Here is a 16952-nt window from a genome sequence, read left to right as displayed (position 1 = left end):
AGCGCCCAAATCGTTATATTCTATACGTAAATTCCCTAACTCATAATTGACTCAAGATGCAAATAGACTTTCATCATGGTGTCACCTACGTTGTAGCGCGACTAGCGGGTTTTGACCACGAAGATGCTAGTATCGTGGCTTACTGCGCCCAGTATGTAGATGATGCTATCAATAGCGGTTTAATCCGATTCGATAATGGGGCGATGTTTACTCGCATTAGTTCCGCCCACAAAATGCTAGATTATCGCAATTTTCAGGAGTTAGCAATTCATCATGTTTGGATTCCTTTTCATTTTTTACCTGGAAATGGCGGAAAACCAGCAGGTGAAGATCCTGAAGGGAAGTTTATCGAAAAATTGATTTGTCGTCCTAATAGTTATGTCGCGCAGCAAATGGTGAGGGAATGTATCCAACGCCGTGATACTGCTTATAGTTTACATCGTCTGGGTATTACAATGCACGTTTATGTTGATACTTGGGCGCATCAAGGTTTTGCTGGTGTTAATCATCGAGTTAATGAAGCGAAAAAATTACTTGATGAAAATGAACAACCAGATCGTAATTTGATGGATAGATTGAAGAATTATTTTGTCAGTGAAGCTTTACCTTTAGGACATGGTGCAGTTTTAAGTCATCCTGATAAGCCGTTTTTACGTTGGGGTTATATCAACGGTAGGTGTGAGAAAATTAGCCGTAATAATCCTGAAGATTTTCTGGCTGCGGCTGATCATATGTGTAAGGCTATGCAGCGTTATTTAAAAGGTGATCCTGATGCCATTGTACCAGGTTTACCAGCACCTGATAAAAGTTTAATTGCCTTGATGTTGGCAAATATTAAAGATGTTAAAGGTACTGTACGTCATCAAAAATGGATAAGTGCAATATCCCAAGGTCAATTTAGTTTTGGTGCAGCCAATATTAACTATATTCCTAAAGGTAAAAGTTCCTGGAAATACCTCGCTTTGGGAACTGAAAGCCCGGTTGACAAAGATAATGAGATTTTTCCCTATCATCCTAGTTTCCTAGTCAGCAATTGGAAATTGTTTCATGATGCTTTACAAGCACATCAATTTTACGTTATTCACGATTTGCTACCCCAATATGGAATTTGTGTCGCTTGAAAGTATAGATACCCGACTTCTTAAAGAAGTCGGGTATCTAAGAGAGATAAAGTTTTTCACCTCACCTGTAATAAGCCTTTAAAGAAGTAAATCATATTCATAAATATCATTTCTATCCACAGCATGACATGATCTAACCATGCTAAAATTTGCTCTAGGGGATGGATTTCATAACCTAAAAATGTGGCGGTGGTTTCTATCCAATCTGGCTGGATTTGAGGTTGATTTTTTACCTCATTTTCAGCTTGGGAATGAGTAGCTACTTTTGAGGATTTGTTATTTTTAAATAAATCCCTTTTTGATTTTGCCCTTTTTGATTTTGGGAATAACTCTGTCTGACTATTTTCTGTAAATGAACTAGCAGTTAAACTAGAATTTACATCATCAGCATTTATTTCTAAATCACCAAATAAGTCACCCCAACTTAACCAAGCATCAGGAATTAAATCTGATTGCTGCAATTGATGATTTTGATTAATCTGGTTTAAAGGTTTAATTCTTGGTTCTTCTGCATTTGATTGAGCATCAATTTGTTGAATTTTCCTACCACCAAAGAAGTAATTTATTGCAGATTCAATTAATGCTGGAATATTCAAAGTTTGATTTTCTAAGCCATCAGCATTAACTGTCATTTCTCTTCTGGATTCTACTTGTTCTCTACCATATATAAATATATCCAATTGAGTTTGAGCAATTTGAATAATTCCCTGGCTACGCTGTTTTATCGGTACATTAGCTTTAGCTTCTATTTTGGCTAAGGCTGTATCTAGAAAAGCTAACAATCTATCAGGATAAGAAGATTGTATTTTTACGTGAAAATTGTTTTCAGGTAAATCTATTATGCTAGAATTATTACTACTAGTTAGCTTTGTTAATATGCGGTCAATTTCTGGTAAGATGTTCTGTTCTTTTTTGACTTGAGCTAAATTGAAAGAATAATTATATTCAGCGACTGCGCTATTAATTTTATCTGCTACTTTTGCCTGTTGTTGAATTGTCAAAACATCCAAAATTCTGTTATCGTTGGTAACAAGTACCAAATTACGATTTTCCAATTGTGCAGCAATTCCTAGCACTTTTGGTATATGCTTCTGGAGTGTATTTTCTGGTTTTAGAGATTTAGTAATATTAGATTTGGGTTGCTTTTTAACACCTTTCCACAACTTAAAACGGGTAGCTACTTCCAGGAAGGTATCACCCAAAAACATCAATGGGTTGACATTTTGTGAATTTTCTGTATCAGAAGCTGCCGCAGATGGTAAATTTTGGACTAACTCTAGTACGTGCTGAATAGGTGTATCCACAGGTGGGGGAGTTTCTGATTTTAGCCTTTTTCCAGCAAGTTCATCTGGCTGAAACAGTTGGTAAAGTGGGTAAAGTAGGGCTTCGACACTCCATTTGGTAGCAACTTGCAAATTTCGGAAGGAGTTTTCCCACTGTTGTGTCAACCGCTGAGAATGCTGGTTGAAAAAGTTAAAGATTTTACTTTGATAACGACCGGAGGAACCAGAAGACATGGTAGAGATTTGTTAGTGTGAGTGTGATTAAGTTTTGAGACTCCTACAAAACTGTTACTTATCGTCAGTCAGTGATATCAAGTCTGTTCGCATATTTATCATCTCTGTTGGGGCTGGGAATCGGAAAACAGATATTATCACTAATTAGCCGGGCTTGATATAACATCATGATAATGGAAAATAAGCTCAAGTAAGTTTAATTTAGACAATCCCAAACCCGAACTTAATTTTTACATTAATTGTTAATCTTTATTGATTATGACTCTATCTCCATCCCATACCCAATTTATATCAGCAATAATTGACAAGTTGCGCTCTTGCTGTCAAGTTAATATCCAATCTTCTTGGGTTTATCGGCAAGTTGACTGGGGAATTACTGAGGTGATAAACTCAGATTTGTCTCTTTGGGAACCTGTAAAGCTAAATGATAAAGCTCATGTTGCTTGGACAGGGGGAAAGCAGGTGTTGTGGTTGGTGCAAAAATTGGTTGTTCCCCCAGATTTACAAGGTTATGATTTAACGGGTTTATGTTTACGGTTGGCTTTGGTTTGGTGGGCGGATGCGGCGGAGATTTATGTTAATGGTAAGTTGGTATTGGTTGGTGATTTGTTTGATTGTTCTCCACGAGTGCTTTTAAGTCAAGAGGTAAAAGCTGGGGAGGAGTTTGTTGTTGCTTTGCGGTTGGTGAGTCCGGGTCATTGTGATGGGGCTTTGATGCGATCGCTCTTGGTTTTTGAGTCTTTGGATTATAATAGGCTAGATCCTGGTTTTTTGGCTGATGAGTTGGCTGTTGTTCAAATATTTTTGGAAGGGTTCGCACCGGAACGGTTATCTGCTTTGGTTGCGGAAGTAGAAAGATTAATGAACCGCGTTCGCGCAGCGTCTCGAAGAGAAGGCGCGTTCGCGCAGCGTCTCGAAGAGAAGGACGCGAAGGAAGAAAGAAAAGAAGAGAAGAAGGAAGAATGGGAAAGTGTTCTTTTTAATCTTCGTGAGTCTTTAATTCAATCCAAAATCCAAAATCTAAAATCTAAAATTCATTTGTTAGGTCATGCTCATTTAGATTTAGCATGGTTATGGCCTGTTTCTGAAACTTGGAAAGCCGCAGTTAGTACTTTTGAGTCAGCGTTAAGTTTACAGGCTGATTTTCCAGAGTTGATTTTCTGTCATACTACTCCGGCTTTGTATGCTTGGGTTGAGGAATATCGTCCAGATTTATTTGCGAAGATTCAAACCCAGGTTAAAACGGGAAAATGGGAAGTTTTGGGTGGGTTTTGGGTGGAACCGGATTTGAATTTGATTTCTGGTGAGTCTATTGTCCGTCAGTTATTATATGGTCAGCGTTATTTTCAGGAACGGTTTGGGAAAATATCTCCTGTGGTTTGGGTTCCTGATACTTTTGGTTTCTGTGCGACTTTACCTCAGTTTTTCGCAAATGCGGGAATTGAGTTTTTTGTGACTCAGAAGTTACGCTGGAATGATACTACTAAGTTTGATTATGGCGCTTTTTGGTGGCGATCGCTTGATGGTAGTCAAATATTTAGTTTTATGTCTGCAACCATAGGCGAAACTATTGATCCTGTTAAAATGGCGAACTATGTCTGTGAATGGGAAACTCAAACTGGTTTAGTAGATTCTCTTTGGCTTCCCGGTGTCGGTGATCATGGTGGTGGTCCGACTCGTGATATGTTGGAAATAGCAAGGCGTTGGGAAGATTCTCCAATTTTTCCCAAGTTGGAATTTACAACTTCGGAAAATTATCTCCAACAGATAAAATCCCAAAGTCACAATTTACCTGTTTGGGAAGATGAACTTTATTTAGAATTTCATCGCGGATGTTATACTACCCACGCAGACCAAAAACGCTGGAATCGGAAATCTGAAAATCTTTTATATGAAGCTGAGTTATTTGCAACTTTAGCAAATATTATCTGTGGGGTGCAATATCCTCAAGATGAAATTGAAGCTGCTTGGAAAAAAGTTTTATTTAATCAGTTTCACGATATTCTCCCTGGTACTTCTATTACTCAAGTTTATGAGGATGCTTTACCGGAATGGGAACAAGTGGAACAAGTGGGAAATCATATCTTAGATGAATCCTTGAGTGCGATCGCATCTCATATCAGTTTACCACAACCACCCCAACCCAACAGCATACCCATCATAATTTTTAATTCTCTCAACTGGCAACGTTGCGAAGTCGTCAGCGTTACTTTACCGAAAACGATTTTAACAGATTCCCAGTCCACGCAGGTGGACTTCGTTTGTGTAGCCCCAGAATTCCATTCTGAGGGTAATTCTAATCTAAATGATATAGCCCCGGAATTACATTCTGAGGATAATCATAACTCAAATTGGAAAATTTACGACATTACTGGAAATCAACTTCCGTCCCAGAAAAGCGAAAACTCAACTTTGTTATTTCTGGCTACTGTGCCATCTGTAGGATATCAAATATATTGGCTTTCTCCAACATCCGAAAATCCCCATATCGACAATTCCGAAATTCCCAAAAACTGGATATTAGAAAATGAATATTTGCGAGTTCAGGTCAACCCCGAAACCGGAGACTTAAAATCTGTCTTTGACAAAATCCAACAACGGGAAATTTTAAATGGTGCGGGAAATCAACTTCAGGCTTTTGAAGATAGCGGACAATATTGGGATGCTTGGAATATTGACCCCGATTATACCACAAAACCTCTACCGGCAACGGAATTAAAATCAATTCAATGGCTAGAAAATGGAAAAATACAACAACGTTTGCGGGTAGTGCGTCAACTGGGAAATTCGCAGTTTTGTCAAGATTACATTCTTCAAACCGGTTCACCACTTTTGAAAATTGCTAATACTGTAAATTGGCAAGAAAATCAAGTATTAGTGAAAACAGCCTTTCCTGTCAACGTCGCAGCCGATTTTGCTACTTATGAAATTCCCTGCGGTGCAATTCGGCGTTCAACCAACCCCCAAACCCCGGCAGAAAAGGCTAAATGGGAAGTACCCGCTTTACGTTGGGCAGATTTAACCACCGACACGGAAACCGGAAAATACGGAGTTAGCTTACTGAATGATTGTAAATATGGTTACAACTGCCGCAGCAATCAAATCCGCCTCACTTTGCTCAGAAGTCCTAACTGGCCTGACCCGAAAGCTGACAGAGGTATACATGAATTTACTTATGCTTTGTATCCCCATGCAGATAGTTGGGAAACAGCCCACACTGTTAGATATGGATATGAGTTAAATATACCATTAAAAGTATTAGTTAATCCACCAAATCAACAATCTGGATTGAATAGTTGCCCAAGCCAAAGTTTTCTGAATTTATCAGCAGATAATTTGATTATCATGGCTTTAAAACCCAGTGAAGATCATCCACAAAAATTCCTAATTCGCTTTTATGAATGTCACGGAAAAACAGCAGAGTTATCTTTACAAAGTGATGTTTTCAGTTTAGAAGCAGCAGTTGATTTATTGGAAAGACCGATAAATCAAGAAATTGATCAAATTGCTCCTTGGAAAATTAGTACATTTGCAGTTGGATGCAATAAAATTGAAGGCGGGTAAACCCCGCCCTTACTAGCTTTACAGTTGAAAACTGTACTTCACTGATCCCAAACCCGCTATACAGCACTTCCCGATGTTATGAGGTACAAGAACCCCACCCCCAACCCCCTCCCCGCAAGCGATGAGGGGGCTAAGATGTACCTCATAAGAGCGGAAACCGCTATATTAATTCTAATTCGTAATTCATGATTAAATTACGAATTAGAAATTACTCAAAAATCTAAACTTATCCAGTCTGGTTGACGATAATAACGTGTCATGTTGTCAAACTTCCGCAATTCAACTCGGTTGATTAAAATCTCTGGGAAATTTAACAGCCATTGTTGATTTAACTCAGATAACATAGTACTGAGGTTGATGCGGTCTGGTTCTGCGGGAATTTCCCCAAAATAGCCTAATGTAATGTGGGCTGTAAAGTTATAATGTTGCTCAATCCCCAAGCCCATTAACTTGCGATTTTGATAAATGAGCCTGCGGATTTGAATAATCTCCTCATAGGAGCTTTCATCTTTGGGTACTAAACACACACCTATAGCCCTGGGCATAACTAACAGTCCCAGCATTTGCCAGGAAATGGGATTAGCTGGCTTTGTCCTGGATTCTTGATGTTGCTTAAATAAATCACCTAAGCAAGAGTTCAATTCCTCGGCAAATTGGGGATTTTTGTCAGTGGCATGATGGAAAGCATGATCCCAAATCAAGTCTGCTACGGTTAAATGAAAACTGGCAGGAGGTACAGGTACAATCAAATCACAGTTGACAGGTAACTCTAAAAGCGATCGCTGATAACTCTCTATTTGGCTGTAGAAAGCAGCATTTTCCGTATCTTCTCCCGCCGGTGGGGTAATCAGCGTATAGCCAGGAAAAGGTGATGGTTCTCTGATTCCAGAATTGGACTGAAATTTAGAAGATTCCTGGATATGCTGAACTTGGGTTCTGTAAAATTCTGGTAGCATCATTCTTGCTACCCGATTTAAGTAGGTTTGGTAGTTGTCGTCCAATCTTCATCGCCTCGCGCTCTCTTGATAGATTGTAGGGAAATTTACTCAATTTGACCAAATTAATTTGGTTTTTAAATTTTAAATTTTAAATTTTTAAATTTTTAACCGAGTACCGTGGGTTTAAATCCCCCTGTTCAATAACCGGCAAGTTTTGGGTCGAGGTCTAAGAGGATGTTTTAAAAGTTTTTAATGTATAAATAAACCCCTCTCCAAACCTCTCCCCGACGCGGGGAGAGGCTTTGAAACCCCCATTCCCTGGTAGGGAAGGGGGGCTGGGGGGTTAGGTTCTTGGAAATTATTGGTTTCATCTAATACTTTTCAAACAACCTCTAAATCCCCGTCACAAAACTTAATTACGTATCCCTAGCGGGACCGTAGGCACTATTACGAATTACGTATCCCTAGCGGGACCGAAGGAAATATTACGAATTATTTAATTGCTATGCCAATCTATGTTTACTGGGGTGAGGATGATTTTGCCATTGAAAAAGCAGTGACGGTTTTGCGCGATCGCATTCTCGATCCTCTTTGGCTCAGTTTTAATTATACTGCTTTCCCTCCAGAACAAGCCGATGCTGTGATTCAGGCGTTAAATCAAGTCATGACACCGACTTTCGGCGCTGGTGGGCGTTTGGTGTGGTTAATCAATACTACCCTTTGTCAACACTGTCCAGAAAATGTCTTAGCCGAATTACAACGCACTTTATCCGTTATTCCCGAAAACTCGTTTTTATTACTTACTAGCCGTAATAAGCCTGATGAACGCCTGAAAGCCACAAAATTGTTGAAACAATCCGCTCAGGAATTCCGCGAGTTTTCCCTCATTCCCCCCTGGAAAACGGAATTGTTGGTGCAAGCTGTCAATCAAGCTGCTCAAACTGTGGGGGTGAAATTGACTCCCCAGACGGCGGAACTCTTGGCGGAATCTGTAGGTAATGATACCAGGCTTCTTTACAATGAAATGGAGAAATTGCGGCTTTACATCGCAGGTAGCAACAAGCCTTTAGATGTAAAGACAGTCACTGCCTTAGTGAGAAATACTACCCAAAATACCCTGCAATTATCAGCAGCGATTAGAACTGGAGATACAGCCAAAGCCTTGGGAATTGTTGCTGATTTGATCAATGCTTCCGAACCGGGATTGCGGATAGTTGCCACTTTGATCGGTCAATTTCGGACTTGGTTATTGGTAAAGATTATGATGGAAACAGGAGAGCGCAATCCTCAAGCGATCGCTCAAGCTGCTGAAATCAATAACCCCAAACGCATCTATTTTTTACAGCAAGAAGTCAAGTCTCTCTCAGTACAGCAATTAATCTCATCTTTACCGCTGCTTCTGGAATTAGAAGTTAGCCTTAAACAAGGAGCCTCGGAAACATCTGCACTCCAAACTAAAGTCATAGAACTTTGTCAAGTCTGTCAAGGAAATTAAATAATTCGTAATTCGTAATTCGTAATTCGTAATTAGGGCTTGCTTAATAAAGCTAAAACTTAGATATACAGCAGTTTGGGTAGTTAGGAGGTACAAAATCTAAATTGAAACCTATACAAAAAGCCAGTTTTACTCCTGACTCCTGACTCCTGACTCCTGACTCCCGACTCCTGACTTCTAGCGCTAACCAAAAGACTTTTATGGCTAACGTTACGCTATCAGCAAGTCCTAATTATAAGTTTTAATTCACTAAAAGTTGCAGGAATTTGACTTTGACTGGAACTTATAATCCCTAAAACAAATCAAACCTATTATCATATCCTTACTATAGTTCTGTGTCACCTATCCTATGCCGGAAAATTACTTTGTCTTTTTCCCAATTCCGATTCAACGAATCCTGTCTCACTCCTTGGTATTTGCAACCCTCACCAGTGCGAGTGTGATTTTTAGCACTTTAGGGCTGAGTCCCAAAGCCGCGGCGCAAAGTATCACAGTTAACAATACAGAAGTCACTAACTATGCCCAATCTGTATTAAAAATGGAACCAGACCGTCAGCAAGCCTTTGATGAAATTAAAAAACTGATTGGAGAGAAAGAAATACCCAAGATAGTTTGTAACGACTCCAGGAGTATGAATTCTTTACCCAGTAAAGCCAGGGACATTGCGGTTAATTATTGTAACCGCTCTCAGAAAATTGTCGAAAATCATGGACTTAGTATTGAGCGGTTCAATGCAATTACTTTAGAAATCCAAAACAGCAGTGATTTAAAGCGGCAGGTATACAACACATTATTGCGTCTGCAAAAAGACTCTGAAAAAAAGTAAGAACGAGAATTACAGTTAAATTACTTAAAAATGTTTAAATACAACAGCAGTACACAGTCAGTAGGGGTTTAGCAATGCGCTTTACCCCTACTTCAGTAAAACCCGCTTTCAAGACAGCAAGATCGATCCCTGTTTCCTCTAGATCAAACTTGGCAACAAAACTTTGTTGTCACCAAAACCCTATATACTAGACTAGAATTTGTTAAATTTGAGATTTTTGTTAATTCTGATACCATAAACTATTAATTTTACGATGAAATACTAGATAGTTTTTCCGGTTTTTGAGTAAAAACTAAATCCAGTATCATCAAAAGACGCGAACTTGATGTGGTGTGAAAATAAAGAGAGGAGTGAAAAAATGGATTTACGTGGAGATGCATTGCAAATCCTCAAAGAAACTAGTCGAACTTTTTACATCCCAATTAGTATTTTACCGTCAGGATTGCAAGAAGCCGTTGCCTCAGCATACTTGTGTATGCGTGCAATTGACGAAATTGAAGATCATCCACAACTGGATAATGCCACAAAGGCCCAGCTGTTGCGAAATATGAGCTTGACATTACAAGCAGGAGTTGATGGTTTTGCGGTAGATGCTTTTTCAGTAGCATTTAGCGGCTACGAGAATTCTTTAGCAGAAGTTAGTCTACGGGTTAGAGAATGGTCAATACTAGCACCGGAGAGCATTGCTCCTCGGATTTGGGATGCAACAGCAGCAATGGCTGATAGAATGGCTTACTGGGCAGAAAAAAACTGGACAATTGAAACCGAATCTGACTTAGACCGATACACATTTGGGGTAGCAGGTGCAGTCGGCTTGTTACTCTCGGATTTATGGTCTTGGTATGATGGCACACAAACTAACCGGACTCAAGCGATTGGGTTTGGGCGCGGTTTACAAGCTGTGAATATCCTACGTAATAATACTGAAGATTTAACCCGTGGTGTAGACTTTTTCCCCGATGGTTGGAATAACGACAATCTCCAAGAATATGCACGTCGTCATCTTATCTTGGCAGATGCTTATACTAGCTCTCTTCCGGCTGGCCCGGCTTTGCAATTCTGCCAAATCCCTCTGGCCTTAGCTCATGGTACTCTTGACGCTTTGGTTAGTGGTAAGGAAAAACTCAGCCGCAGTGATGTTTATGCACTGATTGAAAACCTGATGGGTATCAATGTAAAAGCTAGTTAAGAGCCTGGGAAATCTGTTCAAATTAGTACGGGCGTATTGCAATACGCCCCTTCTGAATTCTGCTGTATTAACCGTTTTTAGTATAACTTGATTGAAGATGAAGCTCAGTAACGATATTTTGATACAGTGATGCTTTGTTGAACGGTGGAATCTCTATGTCCCAGATATCGCTCCCCCAATCGCTTCAGAAAGACCTACCGCTCACCGCTCTTGCACCCATGCAGGATGTTACAAATCTCTGGTTTATGAAGGTCATTGCCCACTATGGCAGTCCTGACTACTTTTTCACTGAGTATTTCCGCGTCAATGATACCTCACGGCTCAATCGTCACATTCTGTCAGCAATTACCGAAAACGATACCGGTCGCCCGGTTTTTGCTCAAATGATTGGTGAAAGTATTCCTGACTTAGTAAGAACAGCCAAGGAACTCTGCAAATATAATATCGCGGGAGTAGACTTGAATATGGGCTGTCCAGCACCTCGAATTTATCGCAAAAATGTTGGCGGTGGATTGCTGCGAGAACCGGAAAAAGTAGAGCAGATTTTGGGAGAATTGCGTGATGCTGTGAATGATAAACCTTTAACTGTGAAAATGCGCGTAGGCTTTGAAAATACAGATAACTTTTATGAAATTCTCGATATCATCAATCGCCACAACATTGATTTGTTGAGTTTGCACGGTCGCACGGTGAAAGATATGTACCACGGTGAAGTTAAATATGATTTGATTGCGGAAGCAGTTAAACGGGTTCATTGTCCAGTGCTGGCTAATGGCAATATCAACTCGGCGAAAACTGCCCTGGAAGTGCTTTCTCAAACGGGTGCGGCGGGTGTAATGGTGGGACGCTGGGCGATTGGGAATCCTTGGCTTTTTCATCAAATTCGTCAGGCTTTGCGAGGTGAGGAGATCACACCTGTTCCTTTGGTAGAGGTACGCAACTATATTGATCGTTTATGGCAAACTCCTACAGCCTCAACTATACCAGAACGGGCGCGGGTAAGTTACCTGAAAATGTTCCTTAATTACATTGCTTTAAGTGTTGACACTGAAGGTCATTTTCTCCGGCTGATGCGACGGGTGCAGACTGAGGTAGAAATGTTTAATTTGTGCGATCGCTTTCTCCTTAGTGAAGGAACGAAAACTTTAGCCCTAGCACCTTCCTTGAGCGAGTAGATGAGGTATCTCGCAGAAAAGAAGATAAATTAACTTAGCCTTTTTGTGTTAGGAATTGAGTTGAAGCATACAGACGCAAAGAACGCAGAGGAAGAGTATTGAGAATGGGTCTGGTTTGGCAGGCTGATTTTTATCGTAGTCCGCTGCGAGATGCAGAAGGGCAGATATTGTGGGAGTTGTTGATTTGTGATGAGACTCGCCGCTTTGAGTTCGTGGCTACCTGTCCCCAGTCACAAGCTAATTCGCGTTGGCTTACTGAACAACTTCAGTTGGCAGGTGGTGAAAAGTTACCAGATGTAATTCAGGTGTTTCGCCCCCAGTCTTTGAGTTTAATTGCAGTGGCTGGACGCAATTTGGGTATTAATGTTGAACCTACCCGCAAGACTTTGGCACTAAAACAGTGGTTGGCAGCAAAGCAATATCCTGTCGTTGTAGATAAACCACCTCCAGCACCATTACCGGAAAATCTTTGGGGGGAAGAGTGGCGTTTTGCTACAATTCTGGCAGGTAATCTCTTGGATGAGTTTACAGAGCGCCCTATTCCTGTTATTCATATACCAGAATTTCTGAAACCGATTAATCTCGGTTTAGCATCAACTGTGTCCGTTCCCGGTGTGGTAATTTATGGTGGACGGCAGTCTATGCGTTTAGCGCGGTGGTTACAGGAAGCTGATGCTGTATCATTAAATTACATTGCTGGTGCGCCTGATGGCTTGATTTTAGAAGCTGGTTTAGCAGATAGATGGATTTTGGCGACTTTTGAAGATACTGAAGTTTCTGCTGCTGCTCAGGTATATGAACAGCGAAAACAGTTAAGTAAGGGATTGCATTTTTTATTGATACAACCGGATGATTCTGGGATGACTTACAGTGGTTTTTGGTTGTTACAAGCTGAAAACTGATAAAGCAGGGAATAGGGAATAGGGAATAATGAATCACCCCATCTCCCTCTTTCTTTCTCCCCATCCTCGCGTCTCCCCATCTCCCCATCCTCGCGTCTCCTAAATTCTTAATTATCAGCTTCTCCTCCGACGACGACATCTTTGATTCGCAGACTTGGGCTACCACAACCTACGGGTAAACCGTTTTGTCCACCTTTACCGCATCCACCTGATTCATCCCAGTAAAAATCATCACCTATGCCTTCAATATCAGCTAGGGTTTGGAAAACGTTACCGGAAAGTGTTACATCCTTGACTGGTTCTGCAATTTTGCCGTTTCTAATCATCCATGCTTCACCGGCGCTAAAGGTGAACATTTCTCCATTCGTCATTCCACCTAACCAATTTCGGGCATAGACTCCTTCTTTGATATCAGTAAATAAGTCTGCTACTGGTGTATTACCCCTCTTAATCCAAGTGTTTGTCATTCGCACAATGGGCATAAAGTGATAATTCAGACAGCGAGCATTACCTGTGGGTGCTTCTTCTAATTTGCCAGCAGTTTCACGGGAATGTAAACGCCCGACTAAAACTCCATCTTCAATTAATTGCGTAGTTGTCGCAGGTGTGCCTTCGTCGTCGTAAAAATAACTACCACGATGACCTTCTGGGGCTGCACCATCAAAAATTTGCAGTTCTTCGGAACCAAAGCGACGACCAAGGGTCATAACTTCCAGTAAGTCTGGGTTTTCATAGGCCATATCAGCTTCGGAAAGATGCCCAAAAGCTTCATGAACAAATAAACCACTGAGAATTGGGTCAATAACTACGGTATAAGTATTACCTTTGACTGGTGGTAAGGATAAAGCGGTAACGGCTCTTTGGGCGGCGCTCTTGACTTGGGTATCTAAATCAGTTAAGTCTTGGTATGCTTTGCGAGAGCCGGTGGTTTCTCTACCAGTTTGTACGGTGTCGCCGTTTCTGGCTGTGGCTGCAAAGCGCATTTCCATGTCTACCCAAGATTGCTCAATGAGAGTTCCTTCAGAGGAGGCGAGAATGACTCTTTGGGCGCTGTCACTATAACGAACTGAGGTGGTGGTGATGCGGGAATCAACGTTTTTGAGTAAGTCAGTATAGCGATCGCACAATTCTTTTTTCTGTTTTAGGGAAACTGTGCGTGGATCGATACCTGTTAGGGGTAAATTACATATAGCTTGTATGGGATCAATGGGTGCGAGTATGGTTTCTTCATCTCCCACTATCCGCGCCGCTGCGATCGCTTCTTCGATTCGTTCTTTTATCGTCGCCAACTGGTTAAAACTACTTAACCCCCAGCCACCTTTATAACAAGCGCGAACATGGCCACCAATAGAAATACCTTCGCTGAGGGTTTCTATCTTGTCACCACGCAACAAGATATCCGTTCCTTCTGCTTCTTCTAGGCGAATCATCAGATAATCTACACGGTGGGAATAACGGGCTATTAACTCAGAGAGTAAATTTTGTACGTCAGCAAGTGTCTTTGGCATTGTTGTGAGTGATCATCACGAACTACTTTTATTTTCCAACTATTTAGGTCAAGTCGCTTCGCTCCAATTAAAAATTAAAAATTATTAATTAAAAATTGCAATCAGTGGGGGCTTGCACCCAAAATTAATGAATTTTAAATTATTATTATTCTTTAATTTTTAACTTTTAATTAAAAAAATGTCAATTTTGTTATTTTGGGTATCATGTAGATGGTCGGAGTTTTTTGAGCTTTTTATTTATTATTCAAAAACGTATTTTTCAGCTACTTTCCAATAACGAGAAAACCGCTTTAAGTCAATAAAACCATCGTAATCAAAAAATGGTTCTACTTCTAAAACTTCCAATTCTAAAGAATGCTCAATTTGGGTGCAAATTTCCTCAAATCTGGGACTAGGGCTATCTGTGGTGACAACTAATTTAGCATCATGTTCTTTCGCAAACTTGATAATTTCTTCTGCCACATTTCCCCGACGGATTTCCACAGGTAATTCTAACAAGCATTCATAGATAAAGGTAAGGCGTTTTAGACTCAGTTGCCATTCCTCAATTAAAGCATCATCCCAAACCCAAATGGCTGGTCTATTGGGATATTCTTTAAATGCGGGGTTTTGGGGACTCAAACAGTCTCCATTTATCCAAATAATTGGTTTATTCATATTGATAATTTGGTTATATAGGAATCATATTTGATTTTTGTTGGCGCAGCCTGCGCTTTGCGCTTACAGAATTCAATATACATTTATTCCTTCTTCACTGTTCACTGTTCACTGTTACCTACCTCTACGAGTAAGAGGATGTTTGAAAAGTATTTTGGGTAACATTTAAGTCTCAAAAACCTAACCCCCCTTCCCCCCTTACCTACAAGGGAAGGGGGGCTTCAAAGCCTCTCCTCTTGTAGGGGAGAGGTTTGGAGAGAGGTTTCTAGTATATATTTTGACTTTTCAAACATCCTCTAAGTTTATGAATCAAACCGGATTCCTTATATCTTTCTTGATTGCTACATCTACTTGTTCTAAAAGTGAATCTAAAGTAGAGGAGTTATCTAATACTATATCAGCCTTGGCTACTTTTTCTGCAATTGGTAATTGGCTATTAATTCTAGCTGTGGCTTGTTCGCTGTTTAAATGATTGCGCTGGATTAATCTTTGTTGTTGCTGTTCTGGTGAACAATATACAACCCAAATTTCACTAACTAGATTTTCTAAACCAACTTCAAATAACAAAGGTATCACTAAAACTAAAGTATTTGCAGATGATTCATTAATAGCTTGATCAAAACAATTTCGCACATAAGGATGTATGACATTTTCTAGCCAATTTCGTGCTTCTGATTGTTGAAAAATAATTTCTCCTAACTTTTGACGATTTAAATTCCCATCAGATAATAAAATTTCTTTACCATATCTTGCGGTAATTTGTGCGAGAGTAGGTGAACCAATAGATACTGCATCTCTAGCATAAACATCCGCATCTAAAATTGGCAATTTATAAGCATTTTGTAAATAATTAGCTACTGTACTTTTACCTGTAGCTATACCACCAGTTAAGCCGATTAAACGTTTGGTCATTGGTAATTGTAAATAATTCGTAATTCGTAATTCGTAATTAATAAATAACCGAAGTTGAGAATTTAAATTTTGCGTTTTGGATGGAATTATTCAAAGTTTTAAAATTTATTCACTACAATAATCTCAAATGATCAAGCCCCTTGTACTATCTATCACAAGGGGGATCATTTTTAATTTTTAATTCTTAATTATCCTGGATTTGCCCATTTTATAATAGCGTTGGTTAAGCCATCTAAGGTATATTCCTCGGCTTCTATATCGACACGACCAAATAAACTATGACAAGTTTGGGAAGTTTGGGGACCGATAGAAGCAATGGAAACTTTCTCTAAGTAATGTGTTATTCCATCTGTAAATTTACTGGCTGTTAATAGACAGAAAAATTGTACAGTTTTAGAACTAGCAAAAGTGATGACATCTAAAGTGCGGTTTCGCAAAGCCAACTCTGCTTCTGGGGGAATAGTTTGAGGACAGCAAGATTCATAGGTGGGAACTTCTATAACGTTTGCACCTTTGATAGTTAATTCTTTGACTAAAACGTCTCTTCCACCACTTTCTACTCTGGGAAATAAAATCTTTTTACCCGCTAATTCTTCGGGAAAGTTTCCCACTAAAGAGTCAGCAATAAAGTGGGGAGGAATAAAATCAGGACGGATATTTTGTTTTTTCAGACTTTGGGCTGTTTTTTCACCGACAACCGCAATTTTTACCCCAGCGAGGGAACTGTTATCTTTACCTTTGGTGTGGAGTCTAGTAAAAAAGTGTTCTACTCCGTTGCTGGAAGTGAGAATTAACCAGTTGAAACTGGATAAATTAGCGATCGCTTCATCTAAAGCGAACCAACTTGAAGGAGGTCCAATTTCTAAAGCTGGCATTTCTATTACTGTAGCACCTGCGGCATTCAGGCGATCGCTAAATTGGCTGGACTGTCCAACTGAACGTGTAACTAAAATGGTTTTTCCTGCAAGGGGAGATAAAGGTAAATTGCTATCCACGATTTTCTCGTTCAGAATTGTGGGAATTGAGAATAGTTTATAAGAAAATAGGGTAAAAACGCCGGAATTGAGAAATTTTTAATTTTTAATTTTCAATTTTTAATTTTTAAAGGTATAGCAACGGACAGGGTGGTTAGGACATCAATTGATAAT

13 protein-coding genes are annotated in these 16952 nt (G+C 39.9%); 7 read left to right on the top strand and 6 right to left on the bottom strand.

Going from position 1 to position 16952, the window contains the following annotated elements:
* Positions 1-56 precede the first annotated feature (56 nt).
* A complete protein-coding gene (locus tag A9Y75_RS20995) occupies positions 57-1121 on the top strand; it encodes a DUF6765 family protein (protein ID WP_071191487.1) in 1065 nt (354 codons plus the stop codon).
* Between the two features lie 56 nt (positions 1122-1177).
* On the opposite strand, the gene A9Y75_RS20990 is transcribed toward A9Y75_RS20995, so the two are convergent.
* A complete protein-coding gene (locus A9Y75_RS20990; protein ID WP_071191486.1) occupies positions 1178-2638 on the bottom strand; it encodes a hypothetical protein in 1461 nt (486 codons plus the stop codon).
* Between the two features lie 258 nt (positions 2639-2896).
* Here A9Y75_RS20990 and A9Y75_RS20985 point away from each other — a divergent pair, with 258 nt between their 5' ends.
* Positions 2897-6202 (top strand): alpha-mannosidase, encoded by a 3306-nt coding sequence (locus A9Y75_RS20985; RefSeq protein ID WP_071191485.1) that lies wholly within the window; start codon positions 2897-2899, stop codon positions 6200-6202.
* A 212-nt stretch (positions 6203-6414) separates the two neighbouring features.
* Here the strand turns inward: A9Y75_RS20985 and A9Y75_RS20980 are convergent, their stop codons facing one another.
* The gene (locus A9Y75_RS20980; RefSeq protein ID WP_177176260.1) at positions 6415-7203 is read right to left on the bottom strand and encodes a DUF1868 domain-containing protein; all 789 of its coding nucleotides are present in this window, start codon (positions 7201-7203) and stop codon (positions 6415-6417) included.
* Between the two features lie 442 nt (positions 7204-7645).
* On the opposite strand from A9Y75_RS20980, the gene holA reads away from it, so the two are divergent.
* The 5 genes from holA (at position 7646) to A9Y75_RS20955 (ending at position 12727) form a co-directional block, all read left to right on the top strand.
* Positions 7646-8635, top strand: a complete 990-nt coding sequence (gene holA, locus A9Y75_RS20975; protein WP_071191483.1) for a DNA polymerase III subunit delta — start codon at positions 7646-7648, stop codon at positions 8633-8635.
* A 349-nt stretch (positions 8636-8984) separates the two neighbouring features.
* Entirely contained in the window at positions 8985-9461 is a 477-nt protein-coding gene (locus A9Y75_RS20970; protein ID WP_071191482.1) for a DUF4168 domain-containing protein, read from the top strand.
* A 358-nt stretch (positions 9462-9819) separates the two neighbouring features.
* Entirely contained in the window at positions 9820-10650 is an 831-nt protein-coding gene (locus A9Y75_RS20965; protein WP_177176259.1) for a phytoene/squalene synthase family protein, read from the top strand.
* 155 nt (positions 10651-10805) lie between these two features.
* Entirely contained in the window at positions 10806-11825 is a 1020-nt protein-coding gene (locus A9Y75_RS20960; RefSeq protein WP_071191480.1) for a tRNA-dihydrouridine synthase family protein, read from the top strand.
* A gap of 104 nt (positions 11826-11929) precedes the next feature.
* A complete protein-coding gene (locus A9Y75_RS20955) occupies positions 11930-12727 on the top strand; it encodes a Tab2/Atab2 family RNA-binding protein (protein ID WP_071191479.1) in 798 nt (265 codons plus the stop codon).
* Positions 12728-12834: 107 nt separating this feature from the next.
* Here A9Y75_RS20955 and A9Y75_RS20950 read toward each other — a convergent pair whose 3' ends face one another.
* From A9Y75_RS20950 to A9Y75_RS20935, 4 genes are all read right to left on the bottom strand, one after another.
* Positions 12835-14235, bottom strand: coding sequence for a TldD/PmbA family protein (locus A9Y75_RS20950; RefSeq protein WP_071191478.1), 1401 nt, complete (start codon positions 14233-14235; stop codon positions 12835-12837).
* A gap of 240 nt (positions 14236-14475) precedes the next feature.
* Positions 14476-14892 (bottom strand): hypothetical protein, encoded by a 417-nt coding sequence (locus A9Y75_RS20945; protein ID WP_071191477.1) that lies wholly within the window; start codon positions 14890-14892, stop codon positions 14476-14478.
* A 309-nt stretch (positions 14893-15201) separates the two neighbouring features.
* Complete coding sequence (gene coaE, locus A9Y75_RS20940; protein ID WP_071191476.1) at positions 15202-15804, bottom strand: dephospho-CoA kinase; 603 nt, start codon at positions 15802-15804, stop codon at positions 15202-15204.
* 188 nt (positions 15805-15992) lie between these two features.
* A complete protein-coding gene (locus A9Y75_RS20935) occupies positions 15993-16799 on the bottom strand; it encodes a uroporphyrinogen-III synthase (RefSeq protein ID WP_071191475.1) in 807 nt (268 codons plus the stop codon).
* Between the last annotated feature and the right edge of the window lie 153 nt (positions 16800-16952).

Source organism: Trichormus sp. NMC-1, assembly GCF_001858025.1.
Classification (GTDB): domain Bacteria; phylum Cyanobacteriota; class Cyanobacteriia; order Cyanobacteriales; family Nostocaceae; genus Anabaena.
Note: the sequence above shows the minus strand (reverse complement) of the source record. Positions and strands in the feature narration are given on the sequence as shown.

Excerpts from the sequence above, each read along its gene's own strand:
- A9Y75_RS20965 (WP_177176259.1), top strand. The coding sequence starts at position 9,820 with ATGGATTTACGTGGAGATGCATTGCAAATCCTCAAAGAAACTAGTCGA.
- A9Y75_RS20970 (WP_071191482.1), top strand. The coding sequence starts at position 8,985 with ATGCCGGAAAATTACTTTGTCTTTTTCCCAATTCCGATTCAACGAATC.
- A9Y75_RS20985 (WP_071191485.1), top strand. The coding sequence starts at position 2,897 with ATGACTCTATCTCCATCCCATACCCAATTTATATCAGCAATAATTGAC.
- A9Y75_RS20990 (WP_071191486.1), bottom strand. The coding sequence starts at position 2,638 with ATGTCTTCTGGTTCCTCCGGTCGTTATCAAAGTAAAATCTTTAACTTT.
- A9Y75_RS20950 (WP_071191478.1), bottom strand. The coding sequence starts at position 14,235 with ATGCCAAAGACACTTGCTGACGTACAAAATTTACTCTCTGAGTTAATA.
- holA (WP_071191483.1), top strand. The coding sequence starts at position 7,646 with ATGCCAATCTATGTTTACTGGGGTGAGGATGATTTTGCCATTGAAAAA.
- A9Y75_RS20945 (WP_071191477.1), bottom strand. The coding sequence starts at position 14,892 with ATGAATAAACCAATTATTTGGATAAATGGAGACTGTTTGAGTCCCCAA.
- A9Y75_RS20960 (WP_071191480.1), top strand. The coding sequence starts at position 10,806 with ATGTCCCAGATATCGCTCCCCCAATCGCTTCAGAAAGACCTACCGCTC.
- coaE (WP_071191476.1), bottom strand. The coding sequence starts at position 15,804 with ATGACCAAACGTTTAATCGGCTTAACTGGTGGTATAGCTACAGGTAAA.
- A9Y75_RS20995 (WP_071191487.1), top strand. The coding sequence starts at position 57 with ATGCAAATAGACTTTCATCATGGTGTCACCTACGTTGTAGCGCGACTA.
- A9Y75_RS20955 (WP_071191479.1), top strand. The coding sequence starts at position 11,930 with ATGGGTCTGGTTTGGCAGGCTGATTTTTATCGTAGTCCGCTGCGAGAT.